The 17,845-nt window shown below is 57.8% G+C and carries 17 protein-coding genes; 1 reads left to right on the top strand and 16 read right to left on the bottom strand.

Annotated elements, in window-relative coordinates; translation table 11 throughout:
- Positions 1-95: 95 nt before the first annotated feature.
- Entirely contained in the window at positions 96-1,460 is a 1,365-nt protein-coding gene (locus NOM67_RS15280) for an MDR family MFS transporter (RefSeq protein ID WP_255938416.1), read from the bottom strand.
- Positions 1,461-1,631: 171 nt separating this feature from the next.
- On the opposite strand from NOM67_RS15280, the gene NOM67_RS15275 reads away from it, so the two are divergent.
- Entirely contained in the window at positions 1,632-2,228 is a 597-nt protein-coding gene (locus tag NOM67_RS15275; protein WP_255938414.1) for an HAD family phosphatase, read from the top strand.
- 97 nt (positions 2,229-2,325) lie between these two features.
- Here NOM67_RS15275 and NOM67_RS15270 read toward each other — a convergent pair whose 3' ends face one another.
- The 15 genes from NOM67_RS15270 to NOM67_RS15200 form a co-directional block, all read right to left on the bottom strand.
- Positions 2,326-2,583: a hypothetical protein gene (locus NOM67_RS15270; protein WP_255938412.1), complete on the bottom strand. Its 258-nt coding sequence runs from the start codon at positions 2,581-2,583 to the stop codon at positions 2,326-2,328.
- 262 nt (positions 2,584-2,845) lie between these two features.
- The gene (locus NOM67_RS15265) at positions 2,846-3,643 is read right to left on the bottom strand and encodes a DUF1338 domain-containing protein (protein ID WP_215805363.1); all 798 of its coding nucleotides are present in this window, start codon (positions 3,641-3,643) and stop codon (positions 2,846-2,848) included.
- Between the two features lie 64 nt (positions 3,644-3,707).
- Positions 3,708-5,177 carry a succinylglutamate-semialdehyde dehydrogenase gene (gene astD, locus NOM67_RS15260; protein WP_255938411.1) on the bottom strand — a complete coding sequence of 490 codons (1,470 nt, stop codon included), beginning with the start codon at positions 5,175-5,177 and terminating at the stop codon, positions 3,708-3,710.
- Positions 5,178-5,249: 72 nt separating this feature from the next.
- Positions 5,250-6,269: an arginine N-succinyltransferase gene (gene astA / locus NOM67_RS15255; protein WP_043850131.1), complete on the bottom strand. Its 1,020-nt coding sequence runs from the start codon at positions 6,267-6,269 to the stop codon at positions 5,250-5,252.
- A gap of 75 nt (positions 6,270-6,344) precedes the next feature.
- The gene (locus NOM67_RS15250) at positions 6,345-7,562 is read right to left on the bottom strand and encodes an aspartate aminotransferase family protein (protein ID WP_041210025.1); all 1,218 of its coding nucleotides are present in this window, start codon (positions 7,560-7,562) and stop codon (positions 6,345-6,347) included.
- 276 nt (positions 7,563-7,838) lie between these two features.
- Positions 7,839-8,420 (bottom strand): aminodeoxychorismate synthase component II, encoded by a 582-nt coding sequence (locus NOM67_RS15245; RefSeq protein WP_255938410.1) that lies wholly within the window; start codon positions 8,418-8,420, stop codon positions 7,839-7,841.
- 21 nt (positions 8,421-8,441) lie between these two features.
- The gene (locus tag NOM67_RS15240) at positions 8,442-8,657 is read right to left on the bottom strand and encodes a hypothetical protein (RefSeq protein WP_019446358.1); all 216 of its coding nucleotides are present in this window, start codon (positions 8,655-8,657) and stop codon (positions 8,442-8,444) included.
- A 119-nt stretch (positions 8,658-8,776) separates the two neighbouring features.
- A complete protein-coding gene (trpS, locus tag NOM67_RS15235) occupies positions 8,777-9,781 on the bottom strand; it encodes a tryptophan--tRNA ligase (RefSeq protein ID WP_255938409.1) in 1,005 nt (334 codons plus the stop codon).
- Positions 9,782-9,823: 42 nt separating this feature from the next.
- Positions 9,824-10,492, bottom strand: a complete 669-nt coding sequence (locus tag NOM67_RS15230) for a phosphoglycolate phosphatase (RefSeq protein WP_219276637.1) — start codon at positions 10,490-10,492, stop codon at positions 9,824-9,826.
- Entirely contained in the window at positions 10,479-11,153 is a 675-nt protein-coding gene (gene rpe / locus NOM67_RS15225) for a ribulose-phosphate 3-epimerase (protein WP_041210023.1), read from the bottom strand. Before rpe ends, NOM67_RS15230 begins: the two co-directional genes overlap by 14 nt.
- 163 nt (positions 11,154-11,316) lie before the next feature.
- The gene (locus NOM67_RS15220) at positions 11,317-12,189 is read right to left on the bottom strand and encodes a Dam family site-specific DNA-(adenine-N6)-methyltransferase (protein WP_033113856.1); all 873 of its coding nucleotides are present in this window, start codon (positions 12,187-12,189) and stop codon (positions 11,317-11,319) included.
- Positions 12,190-12,259: 70 nt separating this feature from the next.
- Complete coding sequence (locus NOM67_RS15215) at positions 12,260-13,834, bottom strand: SPOR domain-containing protein (RefSeq protein WP_104014100.1); 1,575 nt, start codon at positions 13,832-13,834, stop codon at positions 12,260-12,262.
- Positions 13,827-14,906 carry a 3-dehydroquinate synthase gene (gene aroB / locus NOM67_RS15210; RefSeq protein WP_255938407.1) on the bottom strand — a complete coding sequence of 360 codons (1,080 nt, stop codon included), beginning with the start codon at positions 14,904-14,906 and terminating at the stop codon, positions 13,827-13,829. The genes NOM67_RS15215 and aroB overlap by 8 nt, the downstream gene beginning before the upstream one ends.
- Before the next feature lie 14 nt (positions 14,907-14,920).
- On the bottom strand, positions 14,921-15,439 hold the full coding sequence (gene aroK / locus NOM67_RS15205; RefSeq protein ID WP_033113859.1) for a shikimate kinase AroK: 519 nt from the start codon (positions 15,437-15,439) through the stop codon (positions 14,921-14,923).
- A gap of 191 nt (positions 15,440-15,630) precedes the next feature.
- Positions 15,631-17,841: a type IV pilus secretin PilQ gene (locus NOM67_RS15200; protein WP_255938405.1), complete on the bottom strand. Its 2,211-nt coding sequence runs from the start codon at positions 17,839-17,841 to the stop codon at positions 15,631-15,633.
- Positions 17,842-17,845 lie beyond the last annotated feature (4 nt).

Here is a 17,845-nt window from a genome sequence, read left to right as displayed (position 1 = left end):
TGGCAGCAGCCACTCTGTTCACCAAATAACAATCAGGGCTCCCCGCGGGGAGCCCTGATGCTATCTATGGTGAGCCAATGTCGGCGCAGGCCAAATCAGGCGCTGATGGAGGCCAGCTCATGGCGCTTCAACGCCAACAGGGTGATGAGCAGCGCCAGCGTGGCGATCAGTGCCATGCCGATATAGGTCGCGCTGAAGCCCGGGGCCAGCAGATCGGGCGCGAGCCGGCTCAGATCGCCATCGCTGCCGGCTGGCAGGCGGAAGTGGAACAGCATGGAGCAAATGGCCACGCCGACGGCACCGCCGAGCTCCCGTCCGAAGTTGAACAGCGACATGCCGATGCCGCGATCCTGCCGTGGCAGGGCATTTTGCACTACTACCGAGAGGGCGGGCAGCACCAGACCGAGACCAATACCGGCAAACCCGAGCGCCAGTCTGACCCAGGCATCGAAGTGGATCTGCCACAGAGCCACCGCCGCAAGGCCAAAGCCCACCGCAACAAAGCTCTTGTAGTGACCGGTACGACCAATCAGCTTGCCGCCGACAAAGGCGCCGGCAGTGATGCAAATCATGAAGATGACCATGATGGCGCCGCTCTCGCTGGCGCTCATCCCCTTCTGCCACTGCATCTGCAACGGCAGATAGACCAGCACGGCAAACATCAGCAGCTGGGAGAGCATCACCAGCAGCACGCTCACCAGATAGCCGGGCAGCCGGGCCAGATGGGCGGGCAATATGGGGTCGTGGGCACGCCGCTCAATCAGAATGAGCAGCAGCAGTGCAACGCCCAGCGCCGCCGAGAGCCAGACGGCGGGCAGCGCCGCCTCCGGCGAGAGCAGCAACAGGGTGAGCGTGGTGGCGGTAATCAGCAGACCCGCCCCCTTCCAGTCGAAGCGACTGTGGCGACGCACGTTGAGCTGCTTGAGGTTGCGGTTGATGAGAAAGACCGCCAGCGCCCCGAGCGGCAGATTGATCCAGAAGATCCAGCGCCAGCTGAGTTGCTCGGTGAAGTAGCCGCCGAGCAAGGGGCCGGCGATGCTGGAGACAGCATAGACCGCCGAGATGTAGCCCTGATACTTGCCCACCTCCCGCGGCGGAATGGTATCGGCAATCACGGTAAACGCGAGGGCAATCAGGCCACCGCCCCCCAGCCCTTGCAGCACCCGCGCTGCCAGCAGGGTCTGCAGATCCTGGGAGAGAGCGCAGGCCACCGAGCCCGCCAGAAACAGGCCGATGCCGATATTGAGCATCCGCACCCGGCCAAAAAGATCGCTCAGCTTGCCGTAGAGGGGCAGCACGGCGGTGGCCGCCAGCAGGTAGGCGGTCACCACCCAGGTAAGGGCGCCACCGGCATGCAGCTCGGCGCCAATCATGGGCAGCGGGGTAGTGACGATGCTTTTTTCCAGTGATCCCAGTGCGATCACCAGCGCCACACTCGAGAAGATGGTTTTCGGGGACATAAGAGGACTCGCTAATCTGATATGCCAAAGGATCCGGCATTGAGCGAATTATTGTCTCACAAATCAGCAAGAGATAGAAAAAACCACGGCCGGCCATCCTCAACCATGAGGCCGATCCCACAATCCAGGTCCCCGATCTGCTAGCCTGCCCTATTTAGCCAAGGAGTCCCCATGAGCGAGCAGTACCGGTTTGATCACTACGATGCCCTGATTTTCGATATGGATGGCACTCTGGTTGATTCCATGCCCCTCCACCTCGATGCCTGGGAGCTCACCTGCGCCGAATTCGGCATCCCCTTCAAGCGGGAGCAGCTCTACCAGTACGGCGGCATTCCGACTCGCAAGATCATCGCCATGCTGGCCGAGCAGCAGGGACTGAAGGTAGATACCGACGCCTTCGCCCGCCGCAAGATTGCCCTCTATATGGAGCATATCGACAAGGTCAGCGTCTTCCCCCGGATGTGGGAGCTGGTCAGGCACTACCACGGCAAGGTGCCGATGGGGATTGGTACCGGTTCACCGCGCAATCAGGCGGAGTCGATCCTGAAGAGTACCGGTCTCGACGCCTATATCTCTGTGGTGGTGAGCGCCGATGACGTCATCAACCACAAGCCGCACCCGGACACCTTCTTGCAGGTAGCCGAACAGCTGGGGGCCAATCCGGCCAACTGTCTGGTGTTTGAAGATACCCAGATCGGGCTTGAGGCAGGCAAGGCGGCAGGTATGGATACCATGCTGGTGCTTGAGGGAGAGTGGCACCCGAGATAACAGGGACATCGCCACCGTGCCAGAGCACAACTGCAATCATTTTCGGGGAGCCTGTCAGCTCCCCGACTCGTAACTGGCTGACGCCTATTTGCCCGACCTATTTGCCCGAGAGGGAGGCCACTGAAGCAGGTACTTCAGACACGGTGAGAGTAAAGCCATCGGCATGCAACTCATGCTGCTTCTGATGAGCGCACAGCAACTCCAGCGCCTTGCTCGGACTATCCGCAAAGGTGGGCGCAGCGATGGCAGCAAAACCCTGCGCAACCAGATGTCGACGCTCATCGCTATAGCTGGGTGCATTCGCATCGAGATAGGTAAGCGACTGACCTTGCTTGAAAAAGTGATAGTTAGGCATCGATTGGCCCCGCAAAAATAAAGCGTCATTCTACTCCTTTTTGCCCGCTTGCCTGCGTCAATCTGTGGCGTATCGAGTGATCTCGTTCACATTTTTATCAACAATTCGGCCACACCAAACACCAGCAAAACCCATACCCCCTCTCCTCTTAAGTCATTGATAACCGGAGAGGGAGCCGCCACCAACTGCAAACAAAACGCCTCCACAGGGGAGGCGTTCTCATGCCAAGTGGCACGGCACAACCCGTGCCGCTCACCGACCCTTACATCGCATTGGTCGATTCGAAGATCTTGTCGGCCGACGCCTCGACGAAGCCCGGATAGAGCACGCCATCTGGCTGCGGGTAGCGCAGGGCAAACTCGTAGAAGCAGCTCGGGATGGTACGCACCCCATCGCTGAACGGCACATCCGCCTTGTCGGCCATGGTGGAGGATTGCTCCAGCATGACCTGCGGATCTCCCTTCACCTCGCCACCCACGCTGTTGAGGACAAAACCCGCCGCCTTGAGTGCCGCATTGACCTGATGGATGGTGTCGAAGTCCTTCAACTTGTTGATATTGACCGTGAAGTGGTTGGCACGATAACCCCAGGCTGCCATCCAGGCCGCATACTCGCTCTCCGCCAGCAGGGTCTGGTAGTCGGCGTAAGAGACCTGCCAGGGGGCACCAGCGTAGAGAAATGCCGGTGTATCGGTCAGATGCTCGGGCACCTGATCCGCCAGCTTGTGGATGATGGCCTGTGCGCCTGCGGAGAGCTCTTCGACCTTCAGCTCGCTGATAAACACCTTGGGAGCATCGGGATCCTTGTGCTCGAAGTGTTTGGCGTTGAGCTTCTTCGCCTTGAACACATACTCACCCTTCTGCTCGTAACCCAGCGCCAGAAAGTGGGCGGCCAGCTTCTCCAACCCCAGTTTGGGCAGGTTGTAGGTCCGAAAGGCAATGTGGTCGTTGATGATGGGCTCACCGCCCCCTAGCAGGGCATGCACTTTAAGGGCGCTCGGCGTCACCTTGATGTAGTTGTCCCACAGATGACTGAACAGGGTGTCGATATCCTTTTGCATCTCTCTTTCCTTTGATTGCGGGTACGAAACGGGGCCCCGATGGGTGCCCCTTGTAGTTGTCTGTTTAGAAGAAGAGGCCCGGCGAGAGCTGCTCCGGCATAGCTGCCTTGCTGTCTTCCACGGAGGCAACCGGATAAGCACAGTAATCAGCGGCGTAGTAGGCGCTCGCCCTGTGGTTGCCGGAAGCGCCGATACCGCCAAAAGGCGCGGCACTGGAAGCACCGGTAATGGGCTTGTTCCAGTTGACGATGCCGGCGCGGATCCGCTTGAAGAAGTGATTCCAGTCCGCCTCCTTGTCACCCAGCAGACCGGCCGAGAGGCCGTAGCGAGTGGCATTGGCCAGATCGATGGCCGCATCGAAATCGTCATAGCGAATGAGCTGCAGCAGCGGGCCGAAGTACTCTTCGTCCGGCAGCGCGCTGACCGCAGTCACGTCGATGATGCCCGGGGAGACAAAGCCGGTGCCCGCTTTCAGGTGCTCAAGCACCTGCAGGCTCTCACCGCCCAGCTGTTGCAGGTTGGTTTGTGCCTCGACCATGCCAATCGCCGCTTTCTCGCTGATCATCGCCCCCATAAACGGCTGTTCGGCGGCGTCATAGAGGCCGACCTTGATCTTGCCCACCACCTCGACCAGTCGCTTGACCAGCGCATCGCCACGCTCGCCGCGCTCGACAAACAGGCGGCGCGAGCAGGTGCAGCGCTGACCGGAGGTGATAAACGCCGACTGGATGATGGCATGGACGGCACCGTCGATGTCACTCACCTCTTTCACGATCAGCGGGTTGTTGCCACCCATCTCGAGGGCCAGAATTTTGCCCGGCTGACCGGCAAACTGCTGATGGAGGAAATGACCGGTGCGGGAGGAACCGGTAAAGAAGAGGCCATCGATATCGGGGTTGCCCGCCAGCGCCTTACCGGTCTCGACTTCGCCCTGCACCAGATTGATGACCCCTTTGGGCAGCCCCGCTTCCTGCCACACCTTGACCATGGCTTCCGCCACCATAGGGGTCAGTTCGGAGGGTTTGAACACCACGGCATTACCCGCGATCAGCGCCGGTACGATATGACCGTTGGGCAGATGGCCCGGGAAGTTGTAGGGGCCAAAGACCGCCACCACACCGTGGGGCTTGTGACGGACAAACGCCTTGGCGCCCGGCATGGGGTTTTCCACCGTACCGGTGCGCTCGTCATGGGCGCGGATAGAGATGGCGATCTTGCCCTGCATGGCGGCCACTTCGGTGCGGGTCTCCCACAGCGGTTTGCCGGTTTCGCGGGCGATAGTCAGCGCCAACGCCTCCTTGTGCTCACCCAGCAGGTCGGCATAGCGACGCACTATGGTCAGTCGATCCTCGAGATCCATATCAGACCAGTGGTAGAAGGCGGCGCGGGCGGCCTTGACGGCCGCATCGACCTGAGCTGCACTGGCGGCAGTGCCCTGCCAGATCACCTCGTTTTTGGCCGGATCCCGTGACTCGAACGGCTTGCCTTCACCAGCAAGCCACTGACCGTCGATAAATTGCACTAACTGGCTCATCCATTCACTCCCTGTCGCTGACAGGCAGCCTCGGCTGCCTGCCTGATAATCGGTTTGCTTGTCCTGTCTGTTTCAGTCGAGGTCGACTACCCGCACCATGTCGCCATCCTGCACCTTGAGTGCCGCCGCCATCTTGGGCGGGATGATGGCCTCGTGCTTGTCGAGATCGACGCGGATATTGCCATAACAGGCACGGTACTGTTCAAAGCGGCTGTTGCAAAGCAGGTGGGTGCGGCCACCGATGGGCTCGCCCACCAGCACCCGCAGTTTCTGGCTGCGACGCACGCTGCGGATGTTCTTCAACTCGCACTCGACCGCCGGTCCCGCATCGAAGATATCGACATAGCCGCGATTCACGAATCCCTCGTCCTGCAGCATCTTGATGGCCGGACGGGTCTTCTCGTGGGTCTGGCCGATGACGGCGCGCGCCTCCTTGCTCAGCAAGTTGACGTAGATGGGGTACTTGGGCATCAGCTCGGCGATGAAGCGCTTCTTGCCGATGCCGGTGAGATAGTCGACGGTGGGAAAGTCCATCGAGAAGAAGTGGGTCTGCAGCCACTCGTAGAAGGGGCTGTGGCCATTGCCATCGGAGACGCCGCGCATCTCGGCAAAGACGGTTTCGTCAAACAGCTCCGGGTGCTCGGCCATAAACAGAAAACGGTGCTTGGAGAGCAGGCGGCCATTGAGCCCCTCGCGGGCACATTCGCGCAGGAACAGGGTGCAAAGCTCGGTATTGCCGGTGTAGTCATTGGAGAGAGTCAGCGTCTCGACCACATTGTAGATACCGAGTTTGGGCGAAGAGTGCACCACCTTGCCGATGTGGTAGTTGTAAAACGGCTGGGAGAGACCGACTGCCGCATCTATGGCGCAGGTCCCTACCATCTCGCCGGTCTCGAGATCCTCGGCTACGAAGAAGTAGAGGCAGTCCCCCTTGCCGGCCGGCTTGTCGGAAAAAGTCTGGGTGGAAGCATCGATCTTGCGCTGCAGCAGCTCATCGTTGACGGGCAACGAGGTCATGCCGGTGCCGGACTCGATGGCGCAGGTCTTGAGCCCGGCAAAATCTTTTTGCTCGATGGGACGGATAACCAACATAAATGACAACTCCCTTTCATTGACGTCAGGTGGGGTCCCGGCTCCTGCCGGGAGGGCTCCCCACCTCAATTTGGATCAGGCGTTAACCACCTGGGCGACCGCCTTCTCGAAGCGGGCCAACCCCTCCTTGATGTCCGCTTCCGGGATCACCAGCGAAGGAGCAAAACGAACCACGTTGGTGCCGGCAACCAGCGCCATCAGCCCCTGATCGATGGAGGCCAGCAGGAAGTCGCGCGAGCGCCCCTTGTACTCTTCGCTCAGAGCGGCGCCCAGCAGCAGCCCCTTGCCGCGGATTTCGCTGAAGCAGTGGTACTTGGCATTGATGGCTTCAAGCCCATCACGGAACAGCTGCTCGCGTTGCTTGATACCCGCCAGCACCTCCGGGGTGTTGATCACATCGATCACCGCTTCCGCCACCGCACAGGCCAGCGGGTTGCCACCGTAAGTAGAGCCGTGAGTGCCCACTTTCAGGTAAGAGGCTATTTCGTTGGTAGTCAGCATGGCGCCGATGGGGAAACCGCCACCCAGTGCCTTGGCGCTGGTGAGGATGTCCGGCGTGACGCCAAGCCCCATGTAGGCGTAGAGCTCGCCGGTACGACCGACACCGGACTGTACTTCGTCATAGATGAGCAGGGCATTGTGCTTGTCGCACAGCTCGCGCACCCCTTTGGCAAACTCGTCGGTGGGACGAATGATGCCACCCTCCCCCTGCAGCGGCTCCATCACCACGGCGCAGGTGTTGTCGGAGATCACATCAGCCAGCGCGGCCAGATCGTTGTAGGGGACGTGGGTGATGTCACCGGGCTTGGGCCCGAAACCATCGGAGTAGGCAGCCTGACCGCCGACGCTGACGGTAAAGAAGGTGCGACCGTGGAAGCCCTGATTGAAGGCGATGATCTGGGTCTTCTGCTCACCGAACTTTTCAATGGCGTAGCGACGAGCCAGCTTGAGGGCGGCCTCGTTGGCCTCGGCGCCAGAGTTGCAGAAGTAGACCTTGTCGGCAAAGGTGGCGGCGACCAGCTTCTTGGCCAGACGCAGGGCCGGCTCGTTGGTCATCACGTTGGAGAGGTGCCACAGCTTCTCGCCCTGGCTTTTCAGGGCCTCGACCAGCTTGGGATGGCAGTGGCCAAGGCCGTTTACGGCGATGCCCCCGGCAAAGTCGACATACTCGCGACCATCCTGATCCCAGACACGTGATCCTTCGCCACGAACCGGGATGATCTTGGCCGGTGCATAGTTGGGAACCATCACTTCATCAAACACTTCACGTGTCACTGCCAACAACTCTGACATATAGCTCTCCTTCGATTCGGCGACAGAATAATCCACCGCCCAAAAGTTAAATCCGTGTAAACGTGACGGGATTATCACAGAAATAAAGTAAAAAGTCTGTAACAAGAGGGCCTGTAAGGAACAATGTTCGACTGCCCCTGATATTTTAGGCAACCGCATTGCATAACGACTCAGGGGGGCTTGGCAAGAGATAATTTGGGCAGGAGAGGGGGTGAATAAAGTGTCAGAGAAATTTTTTTTGCCTTCTCTCGATATTGAGAAGGCGGTCACAACTTTTTATGAACGGGTCAGAAAATTGGCCAGTAGCAAATGGCCCTGTTCGCTCAAAATACTCTCCGGATGGAACTGCACGCCCTCGATGTTGAGCGTCTTGTGGCGCAGCCCCATGATCTCGTCGAACGAGCCATCTGCATGCTCGCTCCAGGCTGTGATCTCGAAGCAGTCGGGCAGCGTCTCGCGCTCCACGACCAGCGAATGATATCGGGTCACCCGCAAGGGATCCTTAAGGCCGCAGAATACCCCTTCGCCGCGATGGCGAATGAGGGAGGTCTTGCCGTGCATTACCTGACGCGCGCGAACCACGCGGGCACCAAACGCCTGCGCCAGCGACTGATGACCAAGGCAGACGCCGAGAATGGGCAGCTTGCCAGCGAAATAGGTGATGGCGTCGAGAGAGAGACCTGCCTCGTTGGGAGTACAGGGGCCGGGAGAGATAACCAGAAAACAGGGAGATAACTGCTCGATATCGGTCAGCGTCAGTTCATCATTGCGTCTGACCTCTACCTCCTGACCCAGCGCACCAAAATATTGCACCAGATTCCAGGTAAAGGAGTCGTAGTTATCAATTAACAGCAACATGAGATAACCAGCAGCGGAGAATTAACGATCGAGAAAACGACCCTGCTCCATTTCCCGCTCACGCTGACATTCGGCCAGATAGATGGCGGCAGCGATGGCAGCGGTCTTGTGATGCTTGTCGATGGCATTGGAGACCATCAATTGCAGGGTATTGAGGTTTTTCGCCTTGCGAAACTTGCGCAGCCAGTGACCTTTGTCACTCAGCTCTTCAATTGAAATATTCGGTTGAACAGACATGGGTACTCTTGGGGATATATCCCGGGTTGGAATAATAAAATCAAACAAAAATAGAGCTGGGGAAAATAAAGAAAGCCAGGCAAATACCCAGCTCTCTTCTACTACACCTTCCCAGTATGTCAGGCTCGAGGAACGAAGCCGACTACATCATATACGCTGGTCAAAGTTTTTTCAGCCCTTTCACGCGCCTTTTGTGCCCCTTCGGCCAAAATCGCAATCAGATGGGCCTCATCCTGACGCAGCTCATTGAAACGGGCCTGAATCGGCTCCAGCAGTGCGACAACCGCCTCGGCGGTTTCGGTCTTGAGGTGACCGTACATCTTGCCTTCAAAATGCTGCTCCAGCTCGGGGATGGAGCGACCGGTCACACCGGACATCAGGGTCAGCAGGTTGGAGACACCCGGTTTGTTTTCTGGATCAAAACGCACCACGGCCGGATCGTCGGAGTCGGTTACCGCACGCTTGATCTTCTTGACGATCTGCTTGGGATCTTCCAGCAGGCCGATGAAGTTGGCCTCGTTGTCATCCGACTTGGACATCTTCTTGGTCGGATCCTGCAGGCTCATCACTCGCGCCCCTTCGGTCGGAATGAAGGGCTCCGGCATGGTGAACACCTCACCATAGAGGTTGTTGAAACGGGTGCAGATGTCGCGGGTCAGCTCGAGATGCTGCTTCTGGTCGTTGCCGACCGGCACCTGATTGGCCTGATAGAGCAGGATATCGGCTGCCATCAGCACCGGATAACCGAACAGGCCGACGTTGACGTTGTTCTCGAAACGGGCGGACTTGTCCTTGAACTGGGTCATGCGCGACAGCTCACCCATCTGGGTGTAGCAGTTGAGGATCCAGCCCAACTCGGCGTGCTGCGGCACGTGAGACTGGATGAAAACGGTGCTCTTCTTGGGATCGATACCGACCGCCAGATAGAGGGCGGCGGCATCGAGACAGGCCTTGCGCAGGGTAACCGGATCCTGGCGGGTGGTTATGGCATGCAGGTCGACGATGCAGTAGAGGCAGTCGTACTCATCCTGCATGTTGACCCACTGACGCAGTGCGCCCATGTAGTTGCCGATGGTCAGCTGACCGGAGGGCTGTGCCCCGCTCAATACGATTGGTTTGGTCATGAGAGTAGTAATCCTTGTAATTCAGCCAGTCCGGCGACGCGCTTAGCTCAGCAGCGCATCGAGCTGGGAAAAGTGTTCGAACACCCAGTCAGGCCGGGAGTCGGCAATGGGGCGACCATAGTTGTAACCGTAGGTCAGGCCCACAACCTTCATGCCGGCCGCCTTGGCAGCCAGCACATCATTTTCGGAGTCACCTACCATCAGGGTACGAGCCGGGCTCACTCCCAGCTCCTGGCAGGCGTGCAGCAAGGGCTCCGGACTCGGCTTCTTGACCGGTACGCAGTTGCCACCGAGCCAGAGCGCGAAGCAATCGCTGATACCGAGGGCATCAAGAATAGGCGCGACAAAATCGCTCGGCTTGTTGGTGACGATCGCCTGCTGATAACCCAGGGTTTGCAGGCGGCGCAGACTCCGGGCAACCCCATCATACATGGCCAATCCCTGCAGCAAACAGGCATTGTAGTGCTGGAAAAAGATCGGACGGGCCTTGGCAAACAGCTCGGGGTCGGCCTCACGATAGGCAAGGGCCCGCTGGATCAGCTTGTCGGCGCCATTGCCGACCCAGGTACGGATAACCGCTTCATCTGCTTGTTCCAGACCCAAATCAGCCAGCGTCAGATTGACTGCCAGCGCCAGCTGGGCGGCGCTGTCGATCAGGGTGCCGTCCAGATCGAACAGCACCAGGTCAAATGCACGCTCAGCGTTTGACATGAGCCAGCTCCGCACGCATCTGGTCGATCACCGCTTTGTAATCGGGCTTGCCGAAGATGGCAGAACCGGCGACGAACATGTCGGCACCCGCTTCGGCGATTTCACGGATATTGTCGACCTTGACCCCACCATCGATCTCGAGGCGAATGTCACGGCCGCTCTCGTCGATCAGGCGACGCACCTGACGCAGCTTGTCGAGGGTGCCGGGGATGAAGCTCTGGCCACCGAAGCCCGGGTTGACCGACATCAGCAGGATCACGTCCAGCTTGTCCATCACATACTCGAGGCAGGAGAGCGAGGTAGCCGGATTGAGCACCAGACCCGCCTGGCAGCCCATCTCCTTGATCAGGCCCAGAGAACGGTCGACGTGGTCAGACGCTTCCGGATGAAAGGTGATGAGGGAAGCACCCGCCTTGGCAAAATCGGGAATGATGCGATCCACCGGCTTGACCATCAGATGCACGTCGATGGGGGCCTCGATACCAAAGTCACGCAGCGCCTGACAGACCATGGGGCCAATGGTCAGGTTGGGGACATAGTGGTTATCCATCACGTCGAAGTGAACCACGTCAGCACCGGCAGCCAGTACCTTGGCTACGTCGTCACCCAGACGGGCAAAATCGGCAGAGAGGATCGAGGGGGCAATCAGAAAGTCTTTCATCAGCATCATCCATTGGCAGCCAGGGAGAAAAAGCGGCGCAATTTTAACGTAAATGGCGGGCGAAAACGACTCGAAAGCGGGAGAAATGGGGCAATCCCCTACCCTGCTTCCATTCAGGTCGGCTCGCCAAACAAAAACGGCCCCCGAAGGTGCCGTCTTGTTGCTAGCTCAACGGCAGCAGCTCGCTGTCGCTGGGGTAGTAGCCCTGCTCCGGTTCGATTCCGGGTGGATAGAGTGCCAGCAATTCGGCCACCTTGTTGCGGGTACCGCCGTTACGGCTGATGGTGCGCTTGACCAGGATCTCGTCGAGACGGGCGCCGCGATAGAGCTCGCGGGTCAGTTCGATGTCGTGATTGCTGATCAGAACAGGCACGCCCTTATGGGCCGCGGTGTGCCGCGCCAGACGGGCAAGCACCGCCTGATCGTCCAGCGTAAAGCCGCCGGCTGCATAGGTGGTGAAGCTCGCCGTGGTCGAGAGCGGCGCATAGGGAGGATCGCAGTAAATAACCCAATCCTCTTCGGCCCGCTTGATGGCATCGGCGTAGCTTTCGCAAATAAAAGTCGCTTTCTGTGCCTTCTCGGCAAAGGCCCACAGCTCCTTCTCCGGGAAGTAGGGCTTTTTGTAGGAACCAAACGGGACGTTGAAGCCCCCCTTCTTGTTGTAACGGCACAGACCATTGAAGCCGTGGCGGTTGAGGAAGAGGAACAGCAGGGAGCGCTCGAAGCTGGTATCGGTCTGGTTGAACTGGGTACGCAGCCGGTAGTAGGCAGCCTTGTGGTTATGCTCGGCCACAAACAGCTTGCGCGCTTCGTCGATGAAGTGATCCGGCGTCTCTTTGAGATGGTTATAGAGGGCGATCAGATCCGGATTGATGTCATTGAGCACATAGGCGTCGTAGTCGGTATTGAGGAAGACAGAACCGGCCCCGACGAAAGGCTCCAGCAACACACGCCCGGCTGGCAAACGCTCGGCGATCTCTTCAACCAGGGAGTATTTTCCCCCGGCCCATTTTAAAAAAGCGCGTGTTTTTTTCATGGAAATCCGGTGTGTAAGAAGGCAAGACCCAAAAAGGGGGTCGATTCTACCCCCTTATCCGGTATCAAGGCTATTGCTTCAGCTCTTTTTGTACCTGTGCAAACGACTTGGGCCAGGGCTGCCCTTTCAGCAGCTCGGGGGAGAGTTTGCGAATGGCGCTTTTAGCCTGGCTCAAACCGGCGTAATCCCCCTGCAGAACCACATACCAGGGGCTACCGCGGAACTTGGTCTGATAGACCCACACCTTGCCCGCCAAACCATGCTCGGCAACAAACTGATCAACCGCCTTGGTGTTGCTCGCCCCCATCAACTGGATACTGTAGTGGTTGCGCGGCTTCTTGGTGAGAGTCGCCACGGGCGTGAGCTCCATCTTGGGCGCTGGCGCGGCGACCGGTTCGCTGCGGGTAGTTGCCGCTGGCATAGCGGTTTTGCTCGTTGTGGTAACCGGCGCACTGGTCGCTGCCTTGGCTGTGGTCGTGGCCGTCGTGGCAGCACCACTCGCCACCGCAGGGCCTTTGCCGGTCAGCTCGTCAACCACATCGGTCGGCAATGCACCGCTCACCTTGGGCTCGCTCATCAGCTTTTGCACCACCTCGTCAGAGATCACCACCCGGCGCCCCTCGTAGTTGGTAGATTCGGTCGTGACGGTATCGCTGTCGACCGACTTGGGCAGCACCTTGGCCTCCGGTTGCCAATCCTTCACTACGCCAGTAGCACTGCTAGCATCGCCGCTGCCATTATCCTGCACAGCCTGCTGGCTGCTATCGCCACTGCCGACGGTCAGGGGATCGCCGCCTGAAACCTGGATGGGCAAGGGGGTTGTCTGAGCCGGGTCTTGCATGGCAGGTTTGCTGTCGCTGCTAAACAGAGCAGGCAGCAGATAGCTCATCGCCAGCAGACCACCAGCCACCACCGCGATGACGGTGGCAATCTTCTTGACGGGCAACTCGGCCTGACGCTTCTTGGGCCTTCTGTCGGTCATGATATCCTCCAGTAACTGCATGATGGTGGACGGATGTCCATTCGCCGTAGTCAGGATCTCTTCCACTTTGACCTTGGGCAAGAGGGTCGTCGGGATCTTGAGCTCTTTGGCCTTTTCATACAAGAAGATGCGTTGCTCCGGTGGGCTCAGTGGCGGCACCTCCAGCTCCAGCGCCGGCATGGCTCGCCCTTTGAGCAGAGGCCGCTGGCTGCGACACCAGTGATCGCTCCCGGAGACGATGATGGCCAGGCGATGCGGTATTGCCAGCGTATCGTTGTGGCGGCTGATGGCCCACAGCTCTCCCAGCAGCTCGGCAGGCAGCTCGTCTGCCCGCTCGATCATCAGCAACAGGGTGGCAGGTTTGCTCCCCTCCAGCATGCGAAAGAAGCTGTCAGCCAGCGCATCCTGCGGGTTGAACAGCGGGCGGGCCACCACTTGAGGAAGCAGCAGTTGACGCACATCCACCATCTTCATGGCAGGAGTGCCTATCAGGCTGACGACGCGTACTTTTTCCGGCAGTTTGCCGAGCAGTGACTCGCAGAGGGTACCGCGACCGCTCCCGGGCTTGCCGGAGAGAAAGATAAAAGGGTGATTGAATTCAATCAGATGCAGCAGCCGGTCAACCAGCTGCCGCTGGGAAGGAAATTGAAGGAGTTTACTCACGACCTGACTCGATCACCGCCAACAGCTCTGCGTCGGAGACATCTGCAACCACCTGGGCATGACCGATACCGACCGGCAAAACCAGACGCAGCTTGCCTTCCAGTACCTTCTTGTCGCGACGCATATGGCGAATAAAAGCGGCAAAATCCATCTCGGCCGGTGCCTTGATCGGCAAGTTTGCCGCCAGCAGCAGAGCGCGAACGCGAGCAACTTCCAGCTCGGTCATCTCGCCACGGGCCTGAGCCGTCCAGGCCGCCAGCATGACGCCAGCCGCCACCGCTTCACCGTGCAGCCAGTTGCCGTAGCCCTGTTCCGCTTCGATAGCATGACCAAAGGTGTGGCCCAGATTGAGCAGTGCTCGTACGCCATGCTCGGTCTCGTCCTGACCGACCACATCCGCCTTGATCTGGCAGCAGCGCTTGATGGCGTAGGCCAACGCAGCAGGATCAAGCTGTTGCAGCAGAACCATGTTCTGCTCCAGCCAGCTGAAGAAATCAGCATCCCAAATGATGCCGTACTTGATCACCTCGGCCATCCCTGCGGCAAATTCGCGGGCGGGCAAGGTAGAGAGACACTCGGTATCGATAACAACTTGTTTGGGCTGATAAAAAGCCCCAATCATGTTCTTGCCGAGGGGATGGTTGACAGCGGTTTTACCGCCCACAGAGGAGTCAACCTGGGAGAGCAGGGTGGTCGGGATCTGGATAAAAGGAATGCCACGTTGATAGCTTGCTGCCGCAAAGCCCACCACATCCCCGATCACACCGCCCCCCAGGGCGATCAACGTAGAGTCACGGCCATGGCTGGTTTCAAGCAAAGCAGACATAATCTGCTCGAAGGTTGCCAGGTTCTTGTAAGCCTCGCCATCCGGCAGGATCAAGTGCTCGACCTGAAAACCGGAGAGTCGGGAGGTGACCAGCTCAAGATAGAGCGGGGCAACGACCGTGTTGGTCACTATCATTACCCGCTTGCCCTTGATAGCCGATGTCAGCACATCAGCACGCTGCAACAAGCCTGCAGCTATCTCGATGGGATAGCTGCGTTCACCCAGTTCAACCTTCAACCGTTCCATGGACGTCCTCTTGTTTACATACCGATCAGCTTGACGATTTGATTGGCAACCACTTTTGCACTCTGCTCATCGGTATGCACAACAAAGTCTGCAACCTCTTCATACAGGGCATTACGCTCTTGTGCCAGACGCTCAAGCACTTCACGAGCTGGCTCCTCGGTCTGCAGCAGAGGGCGACGCTTGTCGCGTTGTGTACGCGCCAGCTGCTTTTCAATGGTGGTTTCGAGGTAGACCACGATGCCACGAGCAGAGAGTTTATTGCGAGTTTCACGACTCTTGATGGCACCGCCACCGGTCGCCAGCACGATACCCTGCTGTTCGGACAGCTCGCCGATCACCTTCTCTTCGCGGATCCGAAAACCCTCTTCGCCTTCAACATCGAACACCCAGCTGATATCAGCACCACTGCGGCGCTCAATCTCATGATCTGAGTCGAAAAACTCCATGTGCAGTTGTTCTGCCAGATGTCTACCTATGGTGCTCTTGCCCGCACCCATGGGACCTATCAGGAAAATATTGCGTTTCTCAGCCATGTCTTTTCGTTAGTAATTACAAACTGTACGACCCCGATAAATACTGGATCGGGGTACCTGTGAACCTTATCTTGCGATGGATCAGGTGGGGGATTATCTCAATAGAAATCGGGACTGGCAACCGCAGCCCTTACGCCCCAGCCTTGTCGGGGCGTAAGGTTATATGTGTTTTACCCTCACATGTAAAGCATTCAAAAAGCGTCGGTGACTATCTTGGGTGTCACGAAAATCAGCAGCTCACGCTTTTTGTTCTCGCTGGTTGTCTTGCGAAACAGGGCCCCCAATCCGGGAATATCACCCAGTAGCGGCACCTTGGTCACATCGCTCTTGATAGTCTGTTGATAGATACCGCCAAGTACCAGTGTCTCACCATTATTCACCAGCACCTGAGTAGTGATGGACTGGGCGTTGATGGATACCGCATCGCCTGTGCCAGTCGGCACTGTCTCACCCTTGGTATCCTGCGTCACGGTCAGATCGAGGATCACCCGATTGTCAGGAGTGATCTGCGGAGTCACCTTCAGACTCAACACAGCCTTCTTGAAGGTCACAGAGGTGGCACCACTGGAAGATGATTCTACATAGGGGATCTCGGTACCCTGCTCAATTAGCGCCGGTTTCTGGTTGGCTGTTGTCACCCGGGGGCTTGCGATGATTTCGGCCTTGCTCTCCTTCTCCAGCGCAGAGAGTTCAAGGTCCAGAAGCGTGCCATCGGCCAGACGAGCCACCTGGAAGGCCAGTGTGCCAGCGGCGTTGGTCACAGGTAGATTGACGTTCATGCGATCATCAGTCGTGGGTCTGGTAATAGTCGATGTGCCATTGTTGTTACCCGAAGTATCATTCCCTTCGATGGAGCCCGAGGTGCTGTTGCCATGGCCATCATTTTTGGTCACGCCCCAACGCACACCGAGAGCCTCGTCAAAGCCGTCGTCAATGGTCACCATGCGAGCTTCAATAACGACCTGCTTGACCGGTATATCGAGAATATCCAGCATTCGCTTGATATTGCTGATCACCTCAGCCGTATCCTTCACCACCAGCACGTTGGTACGCTCGTCCACACTGACCGCACCGCGGGACGAGAGCAGCTTGGTGCTCTGGGAAGAGAGCAATGCTGCGACTTCAGATGCTTTGGCATAGTTGATCTGCAGATATTCGGTGTAAAGCGGTGCCAGATCGGCAACCTGGTTGCGACTCTCCAGTTGCTGTTTTTCACGGGTGGCAATCTCGTCAGCAGGGGCAACCAGCAGAATATTGTTGTCCAACCGCTTATCCAGCCCACGCACCTTCAGGATGATATCGAGTGCCTGCTCCCAGGGTACGCCATCAAGACGCAGCGTGATGTTACCGGATACAGAATCGGTGGTAACCAGATTGAGGTTATTGAAGTCAGCAATGAGCTGCAGCACGGTCCTTACAGGAATATCCTGAAAGTTCAATGAGATGGGTTTTCCTTGATACTGCTTGGAACCAGCCGCAGCCGTGCGCTTTTTCACCTCGATAATGAACATTTTGTCTGCCTGATCATAACGATAATCAAACTGACCATTTACCGATAACTCGAACAGGGTATCACTGCCCTGACGGGACACTTCGACCTGAGAAACCGGGGTCGCGAAATCCTGCACATTGATAAGGTTGAGCAAGCCGTCAGGCACGCTGGTACCGTGGAATTTGGCCATCACAGTCTGGCCACGACTGCTCACATCCACCGCTGCTGAGCTGTTGTCCAGTGTCACCAGAAACTCGCCCTGACCATCCTTGCCACGACGAAAATCAACGCCAGTTACCGTATTGAAATAGGCGCCACTGCCACTGTTCTGATAATTATTGAGAACGGGTTTGGCTGAGGACGTTGAGGCAACAGGCATAGCCTGCGGTTGAACAGACTGCGAACTAGCTACAACGTTGGAATTGATCAATGCCGATGTGGTGACAGGCGTTACTGAAGTGGAAGCAGGTGGCGCAGCTGAGGTCAGCAGAGCACTCTGTGCATTAAAAGACGCCGTTGATGCCCCCTCCCCCAGCGATACCAGCAATTTGCTGCCCTGCTGCTGTACCTGGTAGGGGGCCAGCTGATCAAGAGCGATCTTGATATCCAGTCCGGCTCCTTTACCCTCCACCTTGATGTTATCAACCCCCTGTCTCTGGATCGGTAACGGATTGACCTTGAGGGCACCGACTGCACCGGGAATATGTAACAGCAGTTGATTGGGTTGGTAGGAGAGGCGATCGGTAAAACTGCTGACTGGTTCACTAAAACTCAATTCAAGCTGCAGTTGGTCAGCAAGCAGAGGATTGACCTTGATCTCTTGCAGGGTTGCAGCCGCCCAGGCCTGAGTAAAGGCACTGGCACAAAACAGCAGGGCCACCTTGGTTACATGTTCCATTGTTCTTCTCATTGCT

Origin of the sequence: Aeromonas sp. SG16, assembly GCF_024436135.1 — a bacterium.
GTDB classification, from domain to species: Bacteria; Pseudomonadota; Gammaproteobacteria; order Enterobacterales; family Aeromonadaceae; genus Aeromonas; species Aeromonas jandaei.
Note: the sequence above shows the minus strand (reverse complement) of the source record. Positions and strands in the feature narration are given on the sequence as shown.